The sequence below is a fragment of the Actinomadura sp. NPDC047616 genome (assembly GCF_040642915.1).
Classification (GTDB): Bacteria; Actinomycetota; Actinomycetes; order Streptosporangiales; family Streptosporangiaceae; genus Spirillospora; species Spirillospora miaoliensis.
Map to the genome: position 1 here is coordinate 427,393 of NZ_JBEYTB010000004.1, position 15,043 is coordinate 442,435.

Sequence of the window (15,043 nt, forward strand, 5' to 3'; positions counted from 1 at the left end):
CGCGCGGTGCGGGTGATGGGAGGACTACCCATCGGTCCGGGGGCCCGGTGCCTGCCTGGTATTCACCGGTCGACGCCGCGACCGGACTGCCTCTCCCTGGACGGCTAGCTCGTCCGCGGAATCGGTAGTGCCAAGGCGTGACGGCGACCTAGTGGACAGCCACCTCGCAAGTCCTACAGTCACTCATGCCTAGGACCACCTCCTTTCCTGCGTGAGACGCAGGTTATGCGAGGCCGACGCGAGGGGCAAGACATTTTTCCGGTGGACCGATGCGCCCGGCGCCCCCAGCCCCGCGGAAGGCCCGCGGGCTCGCCCGGAAGGCCGCGCTGCACCGGGGCTGAGACCCGCACGGTGACATCCGGCACAACATAGAATCTGCACATGGCGGACACGTGGCAGGAGGAGCTTCGGGCGAAGGGCTACCGGGTCACTCCCCAGCGCCAGCTGGTGCTCGAGGCGGTGACGAACCTGGAGCACGGGACCCCGGAGGAGATCTGCGCCGAGGTACAGCGCACCGCCCGCGGCGTCAACATCTCCACCGTGTACCGGACGCTCGAACTGCTGGAGGAGCTCGGGCTGGTCAAGCACGCCCACCTGGGGCACGGCCCGCCCAACTACCACCTGGCGGCCGAGGCCGAGCACATCCACCTGGTCTGCCGGGACTGCGGCACCGTCAACGACGTCGCCCCCGAGGCCGCGGCCGGGCTGGCGGAACTCCTGGAGAAGCAGTTCGGCTTCGAGACCGACGTCCACCACCTCACCGTCTACGGCCGCTGCGGCTCCTGCCGCGGCTAGCGCGCCCGGCGGACACCCGTCGCCGCGACATCCGGCCTCGGGCGGGGGCTCATGAGCGCCGGTGGCGGGAAATAGTCTGGGACGCATGGAGAGCCCGCTGTTGAAGCTGCCGGGGGCCGTCGCCGCGGACGCGCCCGACCAGGAGATCGCCGCCCACTACGGTGAGCCGACGCAGGAGCAACGCGCGCTGGAGGCGGGCGAGGCGTTCGTCGACCGGAGCAACCGCGGGGTCGTGCGCGTCTCCGGACCCGACCGGCTGAGCTGGCTGCACAGCCTGACCAGCCAGCACCTGCAGAATCTTAAGCCCCACGAGCCGACCGAGGCGCTGCTGCTGAGCCCGCAGGGACACGTCGAGCACCACATGCATCTGGTGGACGACGGCGAGGCGGTCTGGATGCACGTCGAGCCGGGCACGGCCGGCCCGCTGGTGGAGTTCCTCGACAAGATGCGGTTCATGCTGCGCGTCGAGGTCGCCGACGTCAGCGACGCGTACGCGGTGGTGACCACCGGGCGCGACCCCGAGCCGGGAACCCTGGCCCTGCCCGACGTGGTCGGCACCGCGCAGATCATCGAGCGGGAGGAGCTGGCGAAGCTGCCCGAGGCCGCGCGGCCCGCCGGCGTCTGGGCGTACGAGGCGCTGCGGATCGCCGCGCACCGCCCGCGCATGGGCCGGGACACCGACCACCGCTCCATCCCGCACGAGATGGGCTGGATCGAGGTCGCCGTCCACCTCAACAAGGGCTGCTACCGGGGCCAGGAGACCGTGGCCCGCGTCCACAACCTGGGGCGCCCGCCGCGCCGCCTCGTCTTCCTGCACCTGGACGGCAGCGTCGACCGGCTGCCCGCCCACGGCGACCCGGTGGAGATACCGGGCGGCCGGACGGTGGGGTTCGTGGGCTCGGCGGCGCGGCACCACGAGCTGGGGCCGATCGCGCTGGCGCTGGTCAAGCGGAACGTACCGGTGGACGCCGAGCTGCTGGCCGGAGGCGTGGCCGCCGCCCAGGAGGTCGTCGTGTCGCCGGAGACCGGCGCGAACGCCAAGATAAATTTCCGCCGGCAAGCCGCACATCGGGCGTAAAGTTCCTACCATCCGGGCAGACTCGTCTGTCGTAGACGGAAACCGTCAGGGGGTGGGTCCCGGCCGATGGTCGCGCACCAGGGGAACCAGGAGCCGCCGCTCGTCCGCAAGAGCGCGACCGGACGGCGCCGCCGTCGGCGCCGCGAGTCGGCCCTGGTCTGGTGGGGCGCGTTCGCCGTCCTCCTGGTGGCCGCGGGGTGGTGGCGGTCCTGGCGGCTGGCGCTGCTGGCCCTGCTGCTGTGGTGCCTGTACGAGCTGGTGCTCGTCCCCACGATCTGCCGGGTCGCGACGCGTCAGGGCTACTCCTGCCGGGAGCCCGCGCGCGGCCGCCTGTTCGCCTGCTCGTCCGGCCACCAGCAGGTCAAGACGGACGCGCTGTGGCGCCTGGTGGGCCTGCGCAACCCCCTGCGCCGTCCGCCCAAGGCCGACCCCAACCGGGAGACCGGCACGCTGATCGTCTCGCCGGCGGTGCGCGGCCGGCTCGCCCAGGCCGACCGCGCCCTCATCCTGCTGGCCGCCCTGGGCACCCTCGTCACGATCGCCGGGGTGGTCTACGGCTTCGACCTGTGAGCCCCGAGACCGCAGCCCCCAGACCGCAGCCCCGAGACCGGCGATCCGGGGCCCGGGACGGGTCAGGTCTCGACGATCAGGGTGACCGGGCCGTCGTTGACCAGGGCCACCTTCATGTCGGCGCCGAACACGCCCGTCTCGACCTTGGCGCCGAGCGCCCGCAGCTCGGTCACGACCGCGTCCACCAGCGGCTCGGCGACCGGGCCGGGGGCGGCCGCGATCCAGGTGGGACGCCGCCCCTTGCGCGCGTCCCCGTACAGCGTGAACTGGCTGATCACCAGCAGCGGGGCGCCCAGGTCCGAGCAGGACTTCTCGTCGGGCAGGATGCGCAGCCCCCACAGCTTGGCGGCCAGCTTGCGGGCCTGCTCCGGCGTGTCGTCATGGGTCACCCCGACCAGCACCAGCAGTCCCGGCCCGTCGATCGCGCCCACCACGCGGTCGTCCACGGTCACGGAGGCGCGGCTCACCCTCTGGACTACAGCCCTCATGGCCATGCATTCTGCCTGGCATGGGAGCAAAGACGCTCATCACGGTGGCGCCCACCGGGGCCGAGTCCGCCAAGGCGGACGTCCCGGCGCTGCCGGTGACACTTGACGAGCTGGTCCAGACGGCCAAGGAGTGCCAGGCCGCCGGGGCCGCGGTGATCCACGTGCACATCCGGGACTACGACGCCCGGCCCACGCTCGACCTGTCCCGGCTGCGGGACACGGTGCGGGCGCTGCGGGAGTCCACGGACCTGATCGTCCAGCTGTCCACGGGCGGCGCGGTCACCGACCCGTACGAGGACCGGCTGCGCGTCCTGGAGGCCGGTCCGGACGCGTGCTCGCTGACCTGCGGCACCGTCAACTTCGGCGACGAGGTGTTCATGAACCCGTGGCCGTTCATGACGGAGCTGTACCGGCGCACCCAGGAGCTGGAGATCGTCCCCGAGTTCGAGCTGTTCGACCTGGGGCAGGTCGCCGCGCTGCACCGGCTGCTCGACAAGCACGGCGCGCCCTACGGCGGCCACGTCCACTGCGACCTGGTGATGGGCGTGCCGGGCGGCATGCCGGGCGACGCGCGGACGCTGGTCGCGGCGGTCGAGGCGCTGCCGGACGGGGCGACCTGGTCGGCCACCGGCGTGGGCCGCACCACACTTCCCGTCATGTACGCGGCGCTGTCGGCGGGCGGGCACCTGCGCGTCGGCATGGAGGACACGCTCACCTACGCCAAGGGGCGGCCGGTGACGTCCAACGCCCAGCTCGTGGAACGCGCGGCCACCCTCGCCGACCTGGCCCAGCGTCCCGCCATGCCCGCCGCCGAGGCCCGCGCCTTCCTGGGCGTCAGACCGCGCTGACCACCGCCGCCGGCTCCCTATCCTGTGGGTGGTCGAACGGCAGGACGCGGCGTTGGGAGCAAGGTGGACACCCATCCGGTGCTGGTGGAGGTGGAACGTTCCGGGTTCGTGGAGTCGCGGCATCGCGGGTCCGCGGTGGGGCTGGCCGCCGGCGGCTCGGTGACGGTGCGCGCCGGAGACCCCGACGTGCCGATCTTCCCCCGGTCGGCGAACAAGCCCATGCAGGCGGTGGCCATGCTGCGCGCCGGGCTGGACCTGGACGGCGAGCTGCTGGCGCTGGCCGCGGGCAGCCACTCGGGCGAGGACTTCCACGTCGAGGGGACCCGCGCCGTCCTCGCCGGCGCCGGGCTGGACGAGCGGGCGCTGCGCTGCCCGCCCGCCTGGCCGATGGAGCAGCGGATCGCCGTGGCGGTGGCGCGGTCCGGCGGCGACCGGTCGCGGCTGCGGATGAACTGCTCCGGCAAGCACGCGGCCATGCTGGCGACGTGCGTGGCGGCGGGCTGGCCCACCGCGTCCTACCTGGACGCCGATCATCCGTTGCAGCGGGCCGTACGCGCCACGATCGAGGAGCTGACGGGCGAGAAGGCCGCCGCGGTCGGCGTCGACGGATGCGGCGCCCCGCTGTTCGCGGTGTCCACGACCGGGGTGGCGCGGGCGTTCCGCGCGCTGGTGCTGGCCGCGCCCGGCACCGCCGAACGCCGCGTCGCCGACGCGATGCGGGCGCATCCGCAGTGGACCTCGGGGACGCGCCGCGAGGAGCGCCGCCTCATGGACGCGGTACCGGGGCTGCTGGTCAAGTGCGGCGCCGAGGGCGTGGACGCGTTCGCCGCCGCGGACGGACGCGCCGGCGCCGTGAAGATCGACGATGGGGCGATGCGGGCGCGCACTCCCGTCACCGTCGCGCTGCTGCGGGCGCTCGGCGTCGACGCGTCGGCGGACGTGGACGCCGCCGCCCTGGACGAGCTGGCGGCCGCGCGGCTGGACGGCGGCGAGCGGACCGTGGGCACGATCCGTCCCGCCGCCGGCCTCTTCACGGCGGCGCGCTGACCCGGCGCCTGCTCAGGCGGACGGCGTCCTGGGGCCGTGCCGGGCGGGAGCCTTGGGCTCCCCGGCCCCGGGCGCCTCGGCCCCGGGCTTTTCGGCCATGGGCTCCCTGGGCTTCGGCTCCTCGGCGAGGGTGCCGTCGAGGTTCAGCGGCGGGGGCTGCCGGCCCGGCCGCTCCGGCGCCGGATACAGGTCCTTGGGGAACTGCATGTCCGGGGAACTGTGCGAGTACATCCCCGGCCAGTAGTGATAGGCGCCGCCCTCGACCGGCCCCCAGTGCGGGGACTGGTCGCATCTGCGGTCCGGGTGGATCTTCCTGGACGAGGCGAGGATCGTCATCGTCATCCACGTGAGGATGCCGATGACCAGGATCGGCGGGCCGATCCACAGCGCGATCTCCGGGCCGATGTGAACGGCTCCGGGCAGTACCACCACGTCTCCCACCTCCCGAGCGGAATGTTCCGAAACGGGCGGATACCCATGTGCACCGCGGATACTCCCATCGTAGGTCCCGTGTTCGCGCAGGTCAGCGCGTTTCTCCGGAAGTCACGCGGGCGGGTTCGGCGGGGGCCGGGGCGCCCACGGTGCGGTCGCGGGCGGCGGCCATGCCGGGCAGCGCCAGCCCGGCGGTGATCGCCAGCACGACGGTCATGGGGACCGTCCAGCCGTCGGTCACGTCGTGCAGCGCGCCGACCAGCAGCGGGCCCAGCGCCGCGATCAGGTACCCGACGCCCTGCGCCATGCCCGACAGCTGCGCGGCCACCTGGGCGTCGTGCGCCCGCAGGCCGAGCAGCGCCAGCGCGGTGGCGAACAGCACGCCCTGCGCGAAGCCGAGCACGACCGTCCAGAGCCACACCGACCCGATCGGCGCCCAGGCGATCCCGGCGAACCCGACCAGGCACAGCGCGACCGCCAGCACGACGATCGGCCGCTGGTCGCGGGCGCGGCGGGCGAGCGTGGGCATCGACAGCGACCCGACCGCCTGGAACAGCGCCGACAGCGCCAGCACGTATCCGGCGGACGTCTCGGCCATGCCGCGGTCCTGGCAGATCGTCGGCAGCCAGCCGAGCACCACGTAGTTCAGCAGCGACTGCACGCCCATGAACACCGTCATCTGCCAGGCCAGCCCGGACCGCCACACCCGCGCGGCCACCTGGCGCGAGGCGCCCGCGGGGACGGGCGTGCCCGGCGCGGCGCGGCGGGCGCGCGGCAGCCAGACCAGCGCCGCCAGCACCGCCGGAATCACCAGCAGGCCCAGCGGCAGCCGCCACGACGCGTCCAGCGCCCGCTGGACGGGCACCGCGATCCCCGACGACACCGCCGCCCCGGTGGTGACCGCCACCGTGTAGATCGCGGTGACCGTGGTGATCGAACCCGGATGGTCGCGCTTGATGATCGCGGGGATCGCGACGTTGCCGATGCTGATCGCGATCCCGGCGACCAGCGACCCGGCGAACAGCGCCGCCGTGCTCGGCGCCAGCCGCAGCAGCAGCCCCGCCACCAGCAGCCCCATGGCCGTCACCAGCAGCGTCTCGCCGCGCGGGGCGCGCCGCAGGAACGCCGCCAGCAGCCCGTAGGCGCCGAAGAACGCCAGCGGCAGCGTGGTCACCGCGCCCGCCCCGGTGTTGGACAGGCCGAGGTCGTCGCGGATCTCGGTGAGCAGCGGCCCGACCGAGGCGAGGGCGGGCCGCAGGTTCACCGCCACCAGGACGATCAGCAGGATCTGCAGGACGAACGCCCCGCGCCGCTCGCTCACGCCCCGGCCTCCCCGGCGTCCCGGGCGTCTCCGGCGTCCCCGGTGTCCGCGGGCTCGGCGCCGGATTCGGACTCCAGCAGGGCGGACACCACGGCCAGCGTCGGTTCGATCACCTCGGCGGCGGCCCGGGCGGCGGCGTCGGCGTCGCCGGCGGCGATGGCGTCCAGGACGGCGCGGTGCCGCTCGGGACCGGCCTCGGGGATGCGGTGGTCCAGGCGGATCGCGCTCAGCGACTCGTGCAGCCGCCCGAGGAAGTACCGGCACGCCTCGATCAGCACCGGGTTGCCGGAGGCCTCGGCGACGCCCAGGTGGAAGCGGGAGTCGGCGGCGCCGAACTCGTCGGCGTCCTCGGCCGCGTCCCGGGCCGCCAGCAGCTCCTCCAGCCGGGCCAGGTCGGCGTCGGTGCGGCGGCGCGCGGCAAGCCGGGCCGCCTGCACGTCGTAGGCGAGCTGCACCTCGAACACGTCGCGCAGCGTGGCCCCCTGGACGCGGCGCAGCAGCGGCCGCGGGTCGGCGGAGCTGCGCACGTACGTGCCGTCGCCACGCCGCACCTCCAGCACGCCGACGTGCGCCAGCGCCCGGATGGCCTCGCGCACCGCCGGGCGGCTGACGCCCAGCCGGGACGCCAGGTCCAGCTCGCCGGGGATGCGCTCGCCCACCCGCCATGCACCGCCGCTGACCTCGGCCTGGAGCTGGTCGAGCACGGCCTCCACAGTGGACCCGCGCGGGACGGGACTCAGGGCCACGGCACGCTCCTTTCGTAAGATGTCTGACATCTTACGATCAGCGCGAATCCGCGCCGCGCCGGGCGCCTACCCCCGCGCGCCGCCGTCCTTCATGCCGGTACGCCCCTCAAGCCGGTACGCCGGGGCTCAGCTCTTGCGTTCGGCCTCGTCGCGGCGCGTCCGCTGTGCCGGGCTGCCCTCGATGATGCCGCCCGTCACGGCGCCGCGGTGCGCGGACCGGCCGTGCATGCGGTCGATGCGCACCCGCTTGTGCTGCCCGTACCAGAGCAGCAGCAGCCACGTGATGAGCGCCAGCGCGATCACGATCGGGCCCAGGACCAGCCAGTAGTTGTCGCCGAGGGGAAAAGTCGCATCCAACACCAAAACGGTCACACCTCCTCGTCCCGGCCCCTACCCGGCGGGAGGATTCCAACCGCGATACCCGTGTGTTCCCGGACGGTCCGGAGGGTCAGCCCTCCGGATTCGCGAGCACCCCGCGCAGGCCCCGGGACTGCGAGATCGAACCCGACGTCGTCAGCGTGAACACCCGCATCGACTCGGCGAACCGGGACAGGTCCCACTCGGCGGGGCCCTCGTACCAGGCGAGGTTGTCGGCGCCCTCCGCGCGCTCGCCCGCGTCCTCGACCGTCTTGGCCCACGGGCCGACCACGCCGAACACCACCGCGTACGGCAGGAACCGGGAGAACAGCGCGATGCGCTCCCGCGAGCCGAGCTCGGCCGCGGCCCCGTCCGGCAGCTCCCCGCGCTCCAGGAAGGCCCGGAAGCCGATCGTGTGCGCCAGCACCGTCGACCCGCGCGCGGTCTTGGCGGGCATGAACTGGCCGCCGTACGCCAGCGCCGCCCCCGCGATGATCACCGCGAGCCCGGCCAGCGCCATGTCGGTGAACAACGCCAGCGCCACGGTGCCCGCGACGCCGAGCACGGTCAGCACCATGCCCGCGATCGTCCAGCGCGAGCGCACCGCGTCGGGGCGGCGCGCGAACCAGCCCTGCTCCACCACGTCGTCGTACATCGCGCTGCGCACCCGCGCCAGGGCGCGGGCGAACGTGCCGTCCAGCTCCGACAGCCGGACGCTGTCGCGCGCGCCGCCGTCCGGGGCGGTGAACAGGGCCTCCAGCAGGATCCGCTCGTAGCGCAGCAGGTCGTCGGGCGGGGCGGGCAGGCGGCGCAGCGTCCAGTCCAGGCGGCCGGTGACCGCCCGGTCCTGCTCCTCGATCAGCAGGTGGCCGCGCACCGCCAGGTCGACGATCGTCGCGGTCACGTCGATCACGTCGGCCTGCTCGTCGATCAGCGTGCCGATCTGGCCGGGACGGACCCCGTCCGGCGGCTCGAACCGGGCGCCCGCCACCGGCGCGTGGTCGCCCTCGGCGGCCCTGCGGCCCACGACCCGCGCGTCCCGGCCGCGCAGCAGGTACAGCACGGCGATGCCGCCGAGCAGCAGCACCAGCAGCCCCAGCAGCGCCGACGCGGTCACCGCGTTGATCGAGAAAGCGGTCGCCACGGTGTGCCGCCGCTCGTGGATCGGCCGGCCGCCGATGGTGCCGGGCGGGTACCCGACCACGACGGTCAGGTACTCGCCCGCCAGCATCTCCTGCTGGCTGAACACGCCCTGCGTGTGCGTGTGGTTGGTGTAGAACTGCGTGCAGCCGATCGCGGTGCCGGGCGGCCCGGCGAAGCAGTTGATGTTGCGGATCATCGCACCGCCGTCGACGGTGGCCCGCGAGTCCTCCACCGGCACCCGCCAGCCGCCCGCCGCGGGCCAGCGCAGCTCCTCGGTGGCGCCCATCGGGGCGACGGCGCCGCGCACGTCGTACTCCAGGATCACGGTGCGCCGCCCGGTCAGCGCCCCCGGGCCGCTCACCCGGACGTCGGTGCGCGTGTCCGACGTGGACACCGACACCTGGGTGGGCCCGCCGTCGGGGCTGGACGCCCGCACGTTCTCCAGCCGGTAGACCCGGTCGCGGGTGACGCTCTCGTGCTCGCGGGTCACGAACGAACGGGTGAAGCCGCGCCGTCCGGCGAACTCGTAGACGATCGTCTCGCGGGCGTGCAGCGTCCCGCCGGCGCCGACCCGCAGCGCCACCTGGTCCCGCACCACCTTCTCCGCGGCGGCGGCGACCGGCGCGGCGGCGACCTGGGCGGTGTCCGTCTGGGGGGTGGTGACCTGGGCGGACGGCGTGGCCGCCTGGGCGGGGCGCCCCGGGACGACCAGGGCGACGAGCGCGGCGAGGGCGAGGGAGGCGACCATCGGCCGCGAGCAACCCGACATGGGCGCAAATCGTAGCCGCCCGGCGCCCGCCTGCCACGGGGGTACGGGCGCCTCGTCCGGATCCGTGACCAGCGCGTGGGGTTTCGGCGGTGTGGGATGATTCTGCCCTATGGCAGGCCAGTACCCCCCGCCGGCACCGGCGCCGGCCCCGGCCCCGCCGCGCCTGCCCGGCCAGCGGCCCGGGGAGTACCGCTACACCCCGCCCCGGCGCGGGCCGCGCCGCACCACCGGGGGCACCGTCGCCGGGCTCGTCGGCGTGCTGGCCGCGTTCGTGGTGCTGGCCATCGTGGGGTTCTGGCTGTTCGGGGACGGCGACGGCACCACGCGCGGCCCCGGCCTGGGACGCCAGCCCGCCGCCTCCCGCGCCGACGCCACCGACAACCGCCTCTACGCCACCGGCGCGCTGACCCCCGTCGCCTGCCGCATCCCGGCGATCGACCAGGCCCCCGCGTCGATGCGCCGCTTCATGGACGCGCTCAGCGACTGCCTCGACGCGTCCTGGCGGACCCAGTTCGGCAAGGCGAGCATGGCGTTCAGCCCGCCCAAGCGGGTGTTCTGGGAGACGTCGGGCCGCAGCCCGTGCGGCACGTACCCCAACCCCGGCGCCTCGGCGTTCTACTGCCCGGCCAACAACACGATGTACGTGGGGCTGCGGCACGTCGTGGAGACCTCGGGCGGCGAGCCGCTGTCGAACTTCACCGTGTTCGCGCGGGTGATCGCGCACGAGTACGGCCACCACGTCCAGGAACGCGCCGGGATCCTGCGGTACGGGCACCGGCAGATGGAGACCGCCTCCACCGCCACCGCCCGCATGGAGACCAGCCGCCGCATCGAGCTGCAAGCACAGTGCCTGGCGGGCGCGTTCCTCGGCGCCGAGCGCCGCGCGATGGGCATCACGCGCCGCCAGTACCTGGCGATGATGGAGGACGTGCGGGGCCGCGGCGACGAGCGGCTGCCCCCTGACCAGCGCGATCACGGCTCGTCCCGCAACTACGCGGGCTGGGTCGCGATCGGCTTCCGCGGCGACGGCCTGGCCGTCTGCAACACCTGGACCGCGCCGCCCCGTGCGGTCGGGTGAACCCTCTGTGAGCGTTCTCACGGATCAGTGCTAGCTATCGTGCTTGCAATTGCAAGCACCCTGACGCAGGGTGGAACCATGGCAAGTCCGAAGGTCGGCTCGATCGGCGAGTACATCCGCGAGCAGCGCACGCGCGCCAAGATCTCGCTGCGCCAGCTCGCCGATGTGTCGGGGATCTCCAACCCCTACCTGAGCCAGATCGAACGCGGGCTGCGCAAGCCCAGCGCCGAGATCCTCCAGCAGATCGCCAAGGGGCTGCGGATCTCGGCCGAGGCCCTGTACGTGCAGGCGGGGATCCTGGAGGACCGCGACGCCGACACCGACGTGCAGACCGCGATCCGGGCCGACCTCATCCTCACGGAACGGCAGAAGCAGGTTCTGCTGGACGTCTACGAGTCGTTCCGCCGGGAGAACGAGGCTGCCGCCGCCACATCCGAGCGTTACCAGGACACAGGAAAGGACGAGGTGGGATGACATTGGCTACCACCCTCCGCGCCAACAAGGCCGTCTACACCATCGCCGGCGCGGGCGACCTGGCGGTCGAGAAGATCCGCGAGGTCCCCGACCAGGTCGTCAAGGCCCGCGAGACCGCCGTCAAGTACCAGGACGACCTGCGCGAGGTCATGGACCGCTACCGCGGCCAGGTCCTCGAGGCGATGGGCCGCTACCGCGGCGAGGTCCGCGACAACGTCGGCCGCGTGCAGGAGCGCATCGAGGTCAAGGACCTGCCCAACGCCGCCGTCGCGTACATGACGCACGGCGCCAGCCGCGCCGTGGAGTTCATCGACGAGCTCGCCGAGCGGGGCAAGCGCGTCGTGCACAAGGAGGCCGTCGCCGTCGCCGAGATCGCCGAGGCCGACGCCAAGCCCGCCACCCGGGCCCGCGGCACGCAGCGGCGCACCACGCAGTCCCGCGCCGCCGCGGCCAGCAGCCGGAAGGGCGGCGCCTGAGCCTGCGGCCGCCTGGGCGCCCCCAGGCCCACACCAGGTCCACGGGGCCCGGTCCGGGAACACCCGGCCGGGCCCCGTCGTCTTGTATGTGACGCGCACGTTGCCCATAAGGTGGGAACCGAGGACCTCGCGGCAGAGACAGGCAGGAGCGCTGATCGGTGGCCGGTTTCGGAATCTTGGACTTGTTCTTCTGGGCTCTCCTGGTCGTCGCGTTCGTCATGGAGGCGTGGGCGCTGGTCGACTCCCTGACCGTGCCCAAGGACGCCTACGCGGCGGCCAGCAAGCAGAGCAAGAAGCTGTGGACGATCATCCTCGGCGTCGCCGCCGTCCTGGGCTTCGCCCACGCCGTGCTGCCCCTCCAGGGCGCCTCCCCGATCATGCTGCTCATCGGCATCCTGCCGGTGGCGGCCTTCATCGCCGCCGCCGTCTACCTCGCCGACGTCCGTCCCGCCGTCAAGCCCTACAAGAAGCGCGGCGGCGGTGGCCGCACCAACATGGGCCCCTACGGCCCCTGGTGACCCCGCGCCCCGCACCCCCACGTTCCTGAACGCACCAATGACCTCTCGCCGCCGACTGTCCTCGGTAACGCCGTGGCATGCCGCTGCCCGCGCCCTCGGGTGATGCCGCGCGTCCACGCGTCCGCCCAGCTCCGCGACACACAAGCCACGGCGGCGCCCCCCGGCTTCGGCCGCTCAAGCGCCCGGAGCGTTCCGCGCGGCTTGCCCCTCCCGTAACAGGAGGTCCTACGGTCTCGGGGCATGAAGATCGTTGTCCATGACACCGCGTCCGCCATGTCCGACCTCCTGCGGCTCCCGTTGGACGAGCGGCCCGACGCCCTGCGCGAGATCTACCGCCCGCTCGAGAACGTGATGCCCGTGCCGCCCGGCATGGACCTGGTCCAGACGCACCAGCAGATGGGCAGTGGCTTCCGGATCGACCGTGAGGACCCGCGTTACCTGACCGCCTTGAGGCAGATGCGGGACGCGGACGTGTGGACCCGCATCGAGGATTGCCTCACCGCGGCGTGGGAGCGACTGAGCGACGCGGCCCCCGGGATCAACAGCGCCGACACCGTGCACGTCGTCCTGGTGCTCGGCAACCCCGATGACGACCACCTGACGGTCCGCAGCGCCGGCTACTTCGGCATGGGCGGCTTCCCGGGGGCGATCCACCTGGTGATGTGGCCCACCGAGACCAGCCTGGCGAAGATCGGCTACGCCGCCGCGCACGAACTCCACCACAACGTGCGCTACGCCAACGTGACCTGGAACCCCGCGACGGTCACGGTCGGCGAGCAGGTCGTGGCCGAAGGGCTGGCCGAGGCGTTCGTACGGGAGTTGGCGGGCGAGCAGGCCATGGGGCCGTGGGCGACGCGACTGACCGGAGCGGAACTGGACGGGGTCTACGAGAAGGTCTCGGCGGGGATCGATGTGGCCGGGATGCAGAACCTCACCGCGTACGTGCACGGCGACGCCACCGCGCAGCTCATGGGGCAGCAGCCCGTCGGACTGCCGGACTTCGCCGGGTACGCGGCCGGCCTCCGGATCGTGGACGCCCATATGGCTGCCTCCGGCCTGACCGCCGCCCAGAGCACCGCGCTGCCGGCACGCGACATCCTCCTGAACGCGGGCGTCCCGACCACCGCGTGACGCATTGGTGAGTCCCGCGGATCGGAACAGAGCCCCGGAGAGGTGAGCGACACTGTGCTGATGACGAGTGATGCCCACCGACAGGAAGGGGCGCCCGCCGGCGAGGGCGTCGAACCTCCGGCCCCCGAGGAGCTCACCGTCGGCCGGGCGGCCGCGCTCGTCGGGGTCAGCGTGAAGACGCTGCACCACTGGGACGCGATCGGCCTGGTGCGTCCGAGCGGGCGCACATGGGCGGGGCACCGGGTGTATTCGGGCGACGACGTCGCCCGGATGCACCGGGTCCTCGTCTACAGGGAGCTCGGGTTCCCGCTCGCCGAGATCGGCCGCATCCTCGACGATCCGGACGCCGACGCGCGCGACCACCTGCGCCGGCAGCGGGCACAGCTCGTGGAGCGCATCTCCCGCCTGCGGAAGATGGTCGACGCGGTCGATCGCATGCTGGAGGCGTCCGGACGCGGGATGCGGCTGACCCCCGAGGAACAGGTCGAGATCTTCGGCGACGACTGGCAGCCCGCCTGGATCGAGGAGGCCGAGGAGCGCTGGGGCGACAGCGCGCAGTGGGCACAGTACGCCGAACGGGCCGCCGGGATGACGCCCCGGGACTGGAAGGACGTCAAGGCCGCGACCGACGCCCTGCACGCCGACCTCGCCGCCGCCAGGCGCGCCGGCGTGACGCCCGGCTCCGACGAGGCGAACGCCCTCGCCGAGCGGCACCGCGCGTTGCTCTCCAGGTACTTCGACTGCACGCACTCGATGCAGGTGTGCATCGGGCGCAGGTACGTCGGCGAACCGGGATTCGCCGACTACTACGACGCGCTCGCGCCGGGCCTGACCGTCTGGCTGCGCGATGTGATCTTCGCGAACGCCGAGGCGCACGGCGTCGACCCGGAGTCCGCGATCTGGGAGTGACCGCGCGCGGGGCGGCGGTTCAGGGCGTGGTCGCGGCGGTCGGGGTGCCGGCCGGTGCCGGGGTGGCCGGGCGGCCGCGGACGGGACGGGCCAGGCCGAGGGCCCGCAGGTTGGTGACGAGGCGCGCGGCCATGTGCCGGTTGCCCGCCAGGTTGGGGTGGATGTTGTCGGCCCGGATGTAGTGCACCGCGTTGCCGGTGCCCTTCTTGCGGTTGCCGGTGAACCAGCGCTGGCCGATCGGGTCGATGAACGGCACGCGTTCGGACACCGCGGCGGCGCGGATGGTGTCGCGGACGCGGACGGCCTTGGCTCCCACGTCACGACCCCACGTCGGCCCCATGATCACCAGGTGCGTGCCGGGCCACTGCGCCCTGATCCGGCGTATCAGCTGCACGGTGCGGCGGCGGACGTGCCGCGCGGGGGTGAGCACGTCGTTGTGCCCGCCGGAGACCAGCATCATGTCGGGGGCCGGCCGCCAGGCGAACTGCCTGGTGAACAGGGCGTCGTAGCGCTGTTTCGCGGGGCCGGGCTCGGCGAAGCCCGAACCGACCCGTCCGCCGATCACCACCTGCCAGCCCAGCAGCCGCGCCGCCTGCCCCGCGTACGCCTGCTGCGAGGTGAGGCCGCGGATCCCGGTGGTGAAGCTGTCGCCCAGCACGTACACCACCGGCGGCCGGGGAGGCGGGGCGGTCTTCCGGGCGGACGTCGAGCCGGATCTCAGATAGGTCGCGGCCGTGCCGGCCAGCCCGAGCGCCAGCAGCACGACCAGTGCCGAGAGGACACGTCGGGACAACGGCTGGGAGGCCTTCCTGTGGCGACGGCAGAGGTCAACGGAACGGTGGGAGCGCCGTTCGGGCTGGGTG

At 73.4% G+C, this 15,043-nt stretch carries 18 protein-coding genes; 11 read left to right on the forward strand and 7 right to left on the reverse strand.

Annotated elements, in window-relative coordinates; translation table 11 throughout:
- The first annotated feature begins 381 nt into the window (after nucleotides 1–381).
- The 3 genes from ABZ801_RS12690 (at nucleotide 382) to ABZ801_RS12700 (ending at nucleotide 2,443) form a co-directional block, all read left to right on the forward strand.
- On the forward strand, nucleotides 382–795 hold the full coding sequence (locus ABZ801_RS12690; RefSeq protein WP_344957153.1) for a Fur family transcriptional regulator: 414 nt from the start codon (nucleotides 382–384) through the stop codon (nucleotides 793–795).
- 85 nt (nucleotides 796–880) lie between these two features.
- Nucleotides 881–1,873, forward strand: coding sequence for a folate-binding protein (locus tag ABZ801_RS12695; protein ID WP_360696664.1), 993 nt, complete (start codon nucleotides 881–883; stop codon nucleotides 1,871–1,873).
- 66 nt (nucleotides 1,874–1,939) lie between these two features.
- Nucleotides 1,940–2,443 carry a hypothetical protein gene (locus ABZ801_RS12700; RefSeq protein WP_360696667.1) on the forward strand — a complete coding sequence of 168 codons (504 nt, stop codon included), beginning with the start codon at nucleotides 1,940–1,942 and terminating at the stop codon, nucleotides 2,441–2,443.
- 62 nt (nucleotides 2,444–2,505) lie between these two features.
- Here the strand turns inward: ABZ801_RS12700 and dtd are convergent, their stop codons facing one another.
- On the reverse strand, nucleotides 2,506–2,931 hold the full coding sequence (gene dtd, locus ABZ801_RS12705; RefSeq protein WP_344957147.1) for a D-aminoacyl-tRNA deacylase: 426 nt from the start codon (nucleotides 2,929–2,931) through the stop codon (nucleotides 2,506–2,508).
- A gap of 20 nt (nucleotides 2,932–2,951) precedes the next feature.
- Here dtd and ABZ801_RS12710 point away from each other — a divergent pair, with 20 nt between their 5' ends.
- Nucleotides 2,952–3,779, forward strand: coding sequence for a 3-keto-5-aminohexanoate cleavage protein (locus ABZ801_RS12710; RefSeq protein ID WP_360696671.1), 828 nt, complete (start codon nucleotides 2,952–2,954; stop codon nucleotides 3,777–3,779).
- A 63-nt stretch (nucleotides 3,780–3,842) separates the two neighbouring features.
- Nucleotides 3,843–4,826, forward strand: coding sequence for an asparaginase (locus ABZ801_RS12715; RefSeq protein WP_360696674.1), 984 nt, complete (start codon nucleotides 3,843–3,845; stop codon nucleotides 4,824–4,826).
- A 12-nt stretch (nucleotides 4,827–4,838) separates the two neighbouring features.
- Here the strand turns inward: ABZ801_RS12715 and ABZ801_RS12720 are convergent, their stop codons facing one another.
- The 5 genes from ABZ801_RS12720 to ABZ801_RS12740 all read right to left on the reverse strand — a co-directional run bounded on the left by ABZ801_RS12720 (nucleotide 4,839) and on the right by ABZ801_RS12740 (nucleotide 9,594).
- Nucleotides 4,839–5,258, reverse strand: a complete 420-nt coding sequence (locus ABZ801_RS12720) for a hypothetical protein (RefSeq protein WP_360696677.1) — start codon at nucleotides 5,256–5,258, stop codon at nucleotides 4,839–4,841.
- A gap of 91 nt (nucleotides 5,259–5,349) precedes the next feature.
- Entirely contained in the window at nucleotides 5,350–6,579 is a 1,230-nt protein-coding gene (locus ABZ801_RS12725; protein ID WP_360696680.1) for an MFS transporter, read from the reverse strand.
- Complete coding sequence (locus ABZ801_RS12730) at nucleotides 6,576–7,325, reverse strand: FCD domain-containing protein (protein ID WP_360696683.1); 750 nt, start codon at nucleotides 7,323–7,325, stop codon at nucleotides 6,576–6,578. Before ABZ801_RS12730 ends, ABZ801_RS12725 begins: the two co-directional genes overlap by 4 nt.
- 126 nt (nucleotides 7,326–7,451) lie before the next feature.
- Complete coding sequence (locus tag ABZ801_RS12735) at nucleotides 7,452–7,682, reverse strand: hypothetical protein (protein WP_360696686.1); 231 nt, start codon at nucleotides 7,680–7,682, stop codon at nucleotides 7,452–7,454.
- A gap of 91 nt (nucleotides 7,683–7,773) precedes the next feature.
- The gene (locus tag ABZ801_RS12740) at nucleotides 7,774–9,594 is read right to left on the reverse strand and encodes a DUF2207 domain-containing protein (protein WP_360696689.1); all 1,821 of its coding nucleotides are present in this window, start codon (nucleotides 9,592–9,594) and stop codon (nucleotides 7,774–7,776) included.
- 109 nt (nucleotides 9,595–9,703) lie between these two features.
- On the opposite strand from ABZ801_RS12740, the gene ABZ801_RS12745 reads away from it, so the two are divergent.
- The 6 genes from ABZ801_RS12745 (at nucleotide 9,704) to ABZ801_RS12770 (ending at nucleotide 14,180) form a co-directional block, all read left to right on the forward strand.
- Complete coding sequence (locus ABZ801_RS12745; RefSeq protein ID WP_360696692.1) at nucleotides 9,704–10,672, forward strand: neutral zinc metallopeptidase; 969 nt, start codon at nucleotides 9,704–9,706, stop codon at nucleotides 10,670–10,672.
- Nucleotides 10,673–10,750: 78 nt separating this feature from the next.
- Nucleotides 10,751–11,146 carry a helix-turn-helix transcriptional regulator gene (locus ABZ801_RS12750; protein ID WP_344957129.1) on the forward strand — a complete coding sequence of 132 codons (396 nt, stop codon included), beginning with the start codon at nucleotides 10,751–10,753 and terminating at the stop codon, nucleotides 11,144–11,146.
- Complete coding sequence (locus ABZ801_RS12755) at nucleotides 11,143–11,622, forward strand: hypothetical protein (RefSeq protein ID WP_360696696.1); 480 nt, start codon at nucleotides 11,143–11,145, stop codon at nucleotides 11,620–11,622. Before ABZ801_RS12750 ends, ABZ801_RS12755 begins: the two co-directional genes overlap by 4 nt.
- A 158-nt stretch (nucleotides 11,623–11,780) precedes the next feature.
- Complete coding sequence (locus ABZ801_RS12760; protein ID WP_360696699.1) at nucleotides 11,781–12,140, forward strand: DUF2516 family protein; 360 nt, start codon at nucleotides 11,781–11,783, stop codon at nucleotides 12,138–12,140.
- Between the two features lie 240 nt (nucleotides 12,141–12,380).
- Nucleotides 12,381–13,271 (forward strand): DUF2268 domain-containing putative Zn-dependent protease, encoded by an 891-nt coding sequence (locus ABZ801_RS12765; RefSeq protein WP_360696702.1) that lies wholly within the window; start codon nucleotides 12,381–12,383, stop codon nucleotides 13,269–13,271.
- A 60-nt stretch (nucleotides 13,272–13,331) separates the two neighbouring features.
- A complete protein-coding gene (locus tag ABZ801_RS12770; RefSeq protein ID WP_360696705.1) occupies nucleotides 13,332–14,180 on the forward strand; it encodes a MerR family transcriptional regulator in 849 nt (282 codons plus the stop codon).
- Nucleotides 14,181–14,199: 19 nt separating this feature from the next.
- On the opposite strand, the gene ABZ801_RS12775 is transcribed toward ABZ801_RS12770, so the two are convergent.
- Nucleotides 14,200–14,973: an SGNH/GDSL hydrolase family protein gene (locus ABZ801_RS12775; protein ID WP_360696708.1), complete on the reverse strand. Its 774-nt coding sequence runs from the start codon at nucleotides 14,971–14,973 to the stop codon at nucleotides 14,200–14,202.
- Between the last annotated feature and the right edge of the window lie 70 nt (nucleotides 14,974–15,043).

What these genes read in the sequence shown, in the direction of transcription:
- ABZ801_RS12700 (WP_360696667.1), top strand. Translation starts at nt 1,940, where the DNA reads ATGGTCGCGCACCAGGGGAACCAGGAGCCGCCGCTCGTCCGCAAGAGC.
- ABZ801_RS12765 (WP_360696702.1), top strand. Translation starts at nt 12,381, where the DNA reads ATGAAGATCGTTGTCCATGACACCGCGTCCGCCATGTCCGACCTCCTG.
- ABZ801_RS12710 (WP_360696671.1), top strand. Translation starts at nt 2,952, where the DNA reads ATGGGAGCAAAGACGCTCATCACGGTGGCGCCCACCGGGGCCGAGTCC.
- ABZ801_RS12770 (WP_360696705.1), top strand. Translation starts at nt 13,332, where the DNA reads ATGACGAGTGATGCCCACCGACAGGAAGGGGCGCCCGCCGGCGAGGGC.
- ABZ801_RS12690 (WP_344957153.1), top strand. Translation starts at nt 382, where the DNA reads ATGGCGGACACGTGGCAGGAGGAGCTTCGGGCGAAGGGCTACCGGGTC.
- ABZ801_RS12755 (WP_360696696.1), top strand. Translation starts at nt 11,143, where the DNA reads ATGACATTGGCTACCACCCTCCGCGCCAACAAGGCCGTCTACACCATC.
- dtd (WP_344957147.1), bottom strand. Translation starts at nt 2,931, where the DNA reads ATGAGGGCTGTAGTCCAGAGGGTGAGCCGCGCCTCCGTGACCGTGGAC.
- ABZ801_RS12745 (WP_360696692.1), top strand. Translation starts at nt 9,704, where the DNA reads ATGGCAGGCCAGTACCCCCCGCCGGCACCGGCGCCGGCCCCGGCCCCG.
- ABZ801_RS12750 (WP_344957129.1), top strand. Translation starts at nt 10,751, where the DNA reads ATGGCAAGTCCGAAGGTCGGCTCGATCGGCGAGTACATCCGCGAGCAG.
- ABZ801_RS12695 (WP_360696664.1), top strand. Translation starts at nt 881, where the DNA reads ATGGAGAGCCCGCTGTTGAAGCTGCCGGGGGCCGTCGCCGCGGACGCG.
- ABZ801_RS12740 (WP_360696689.1), bottom strand. Translation starts at nt 9,594, where the DNA reads ATGTCGGGTTGCTCGCGGCCGATGGTCGCCTCCCTCGCCCTCGCCGCG.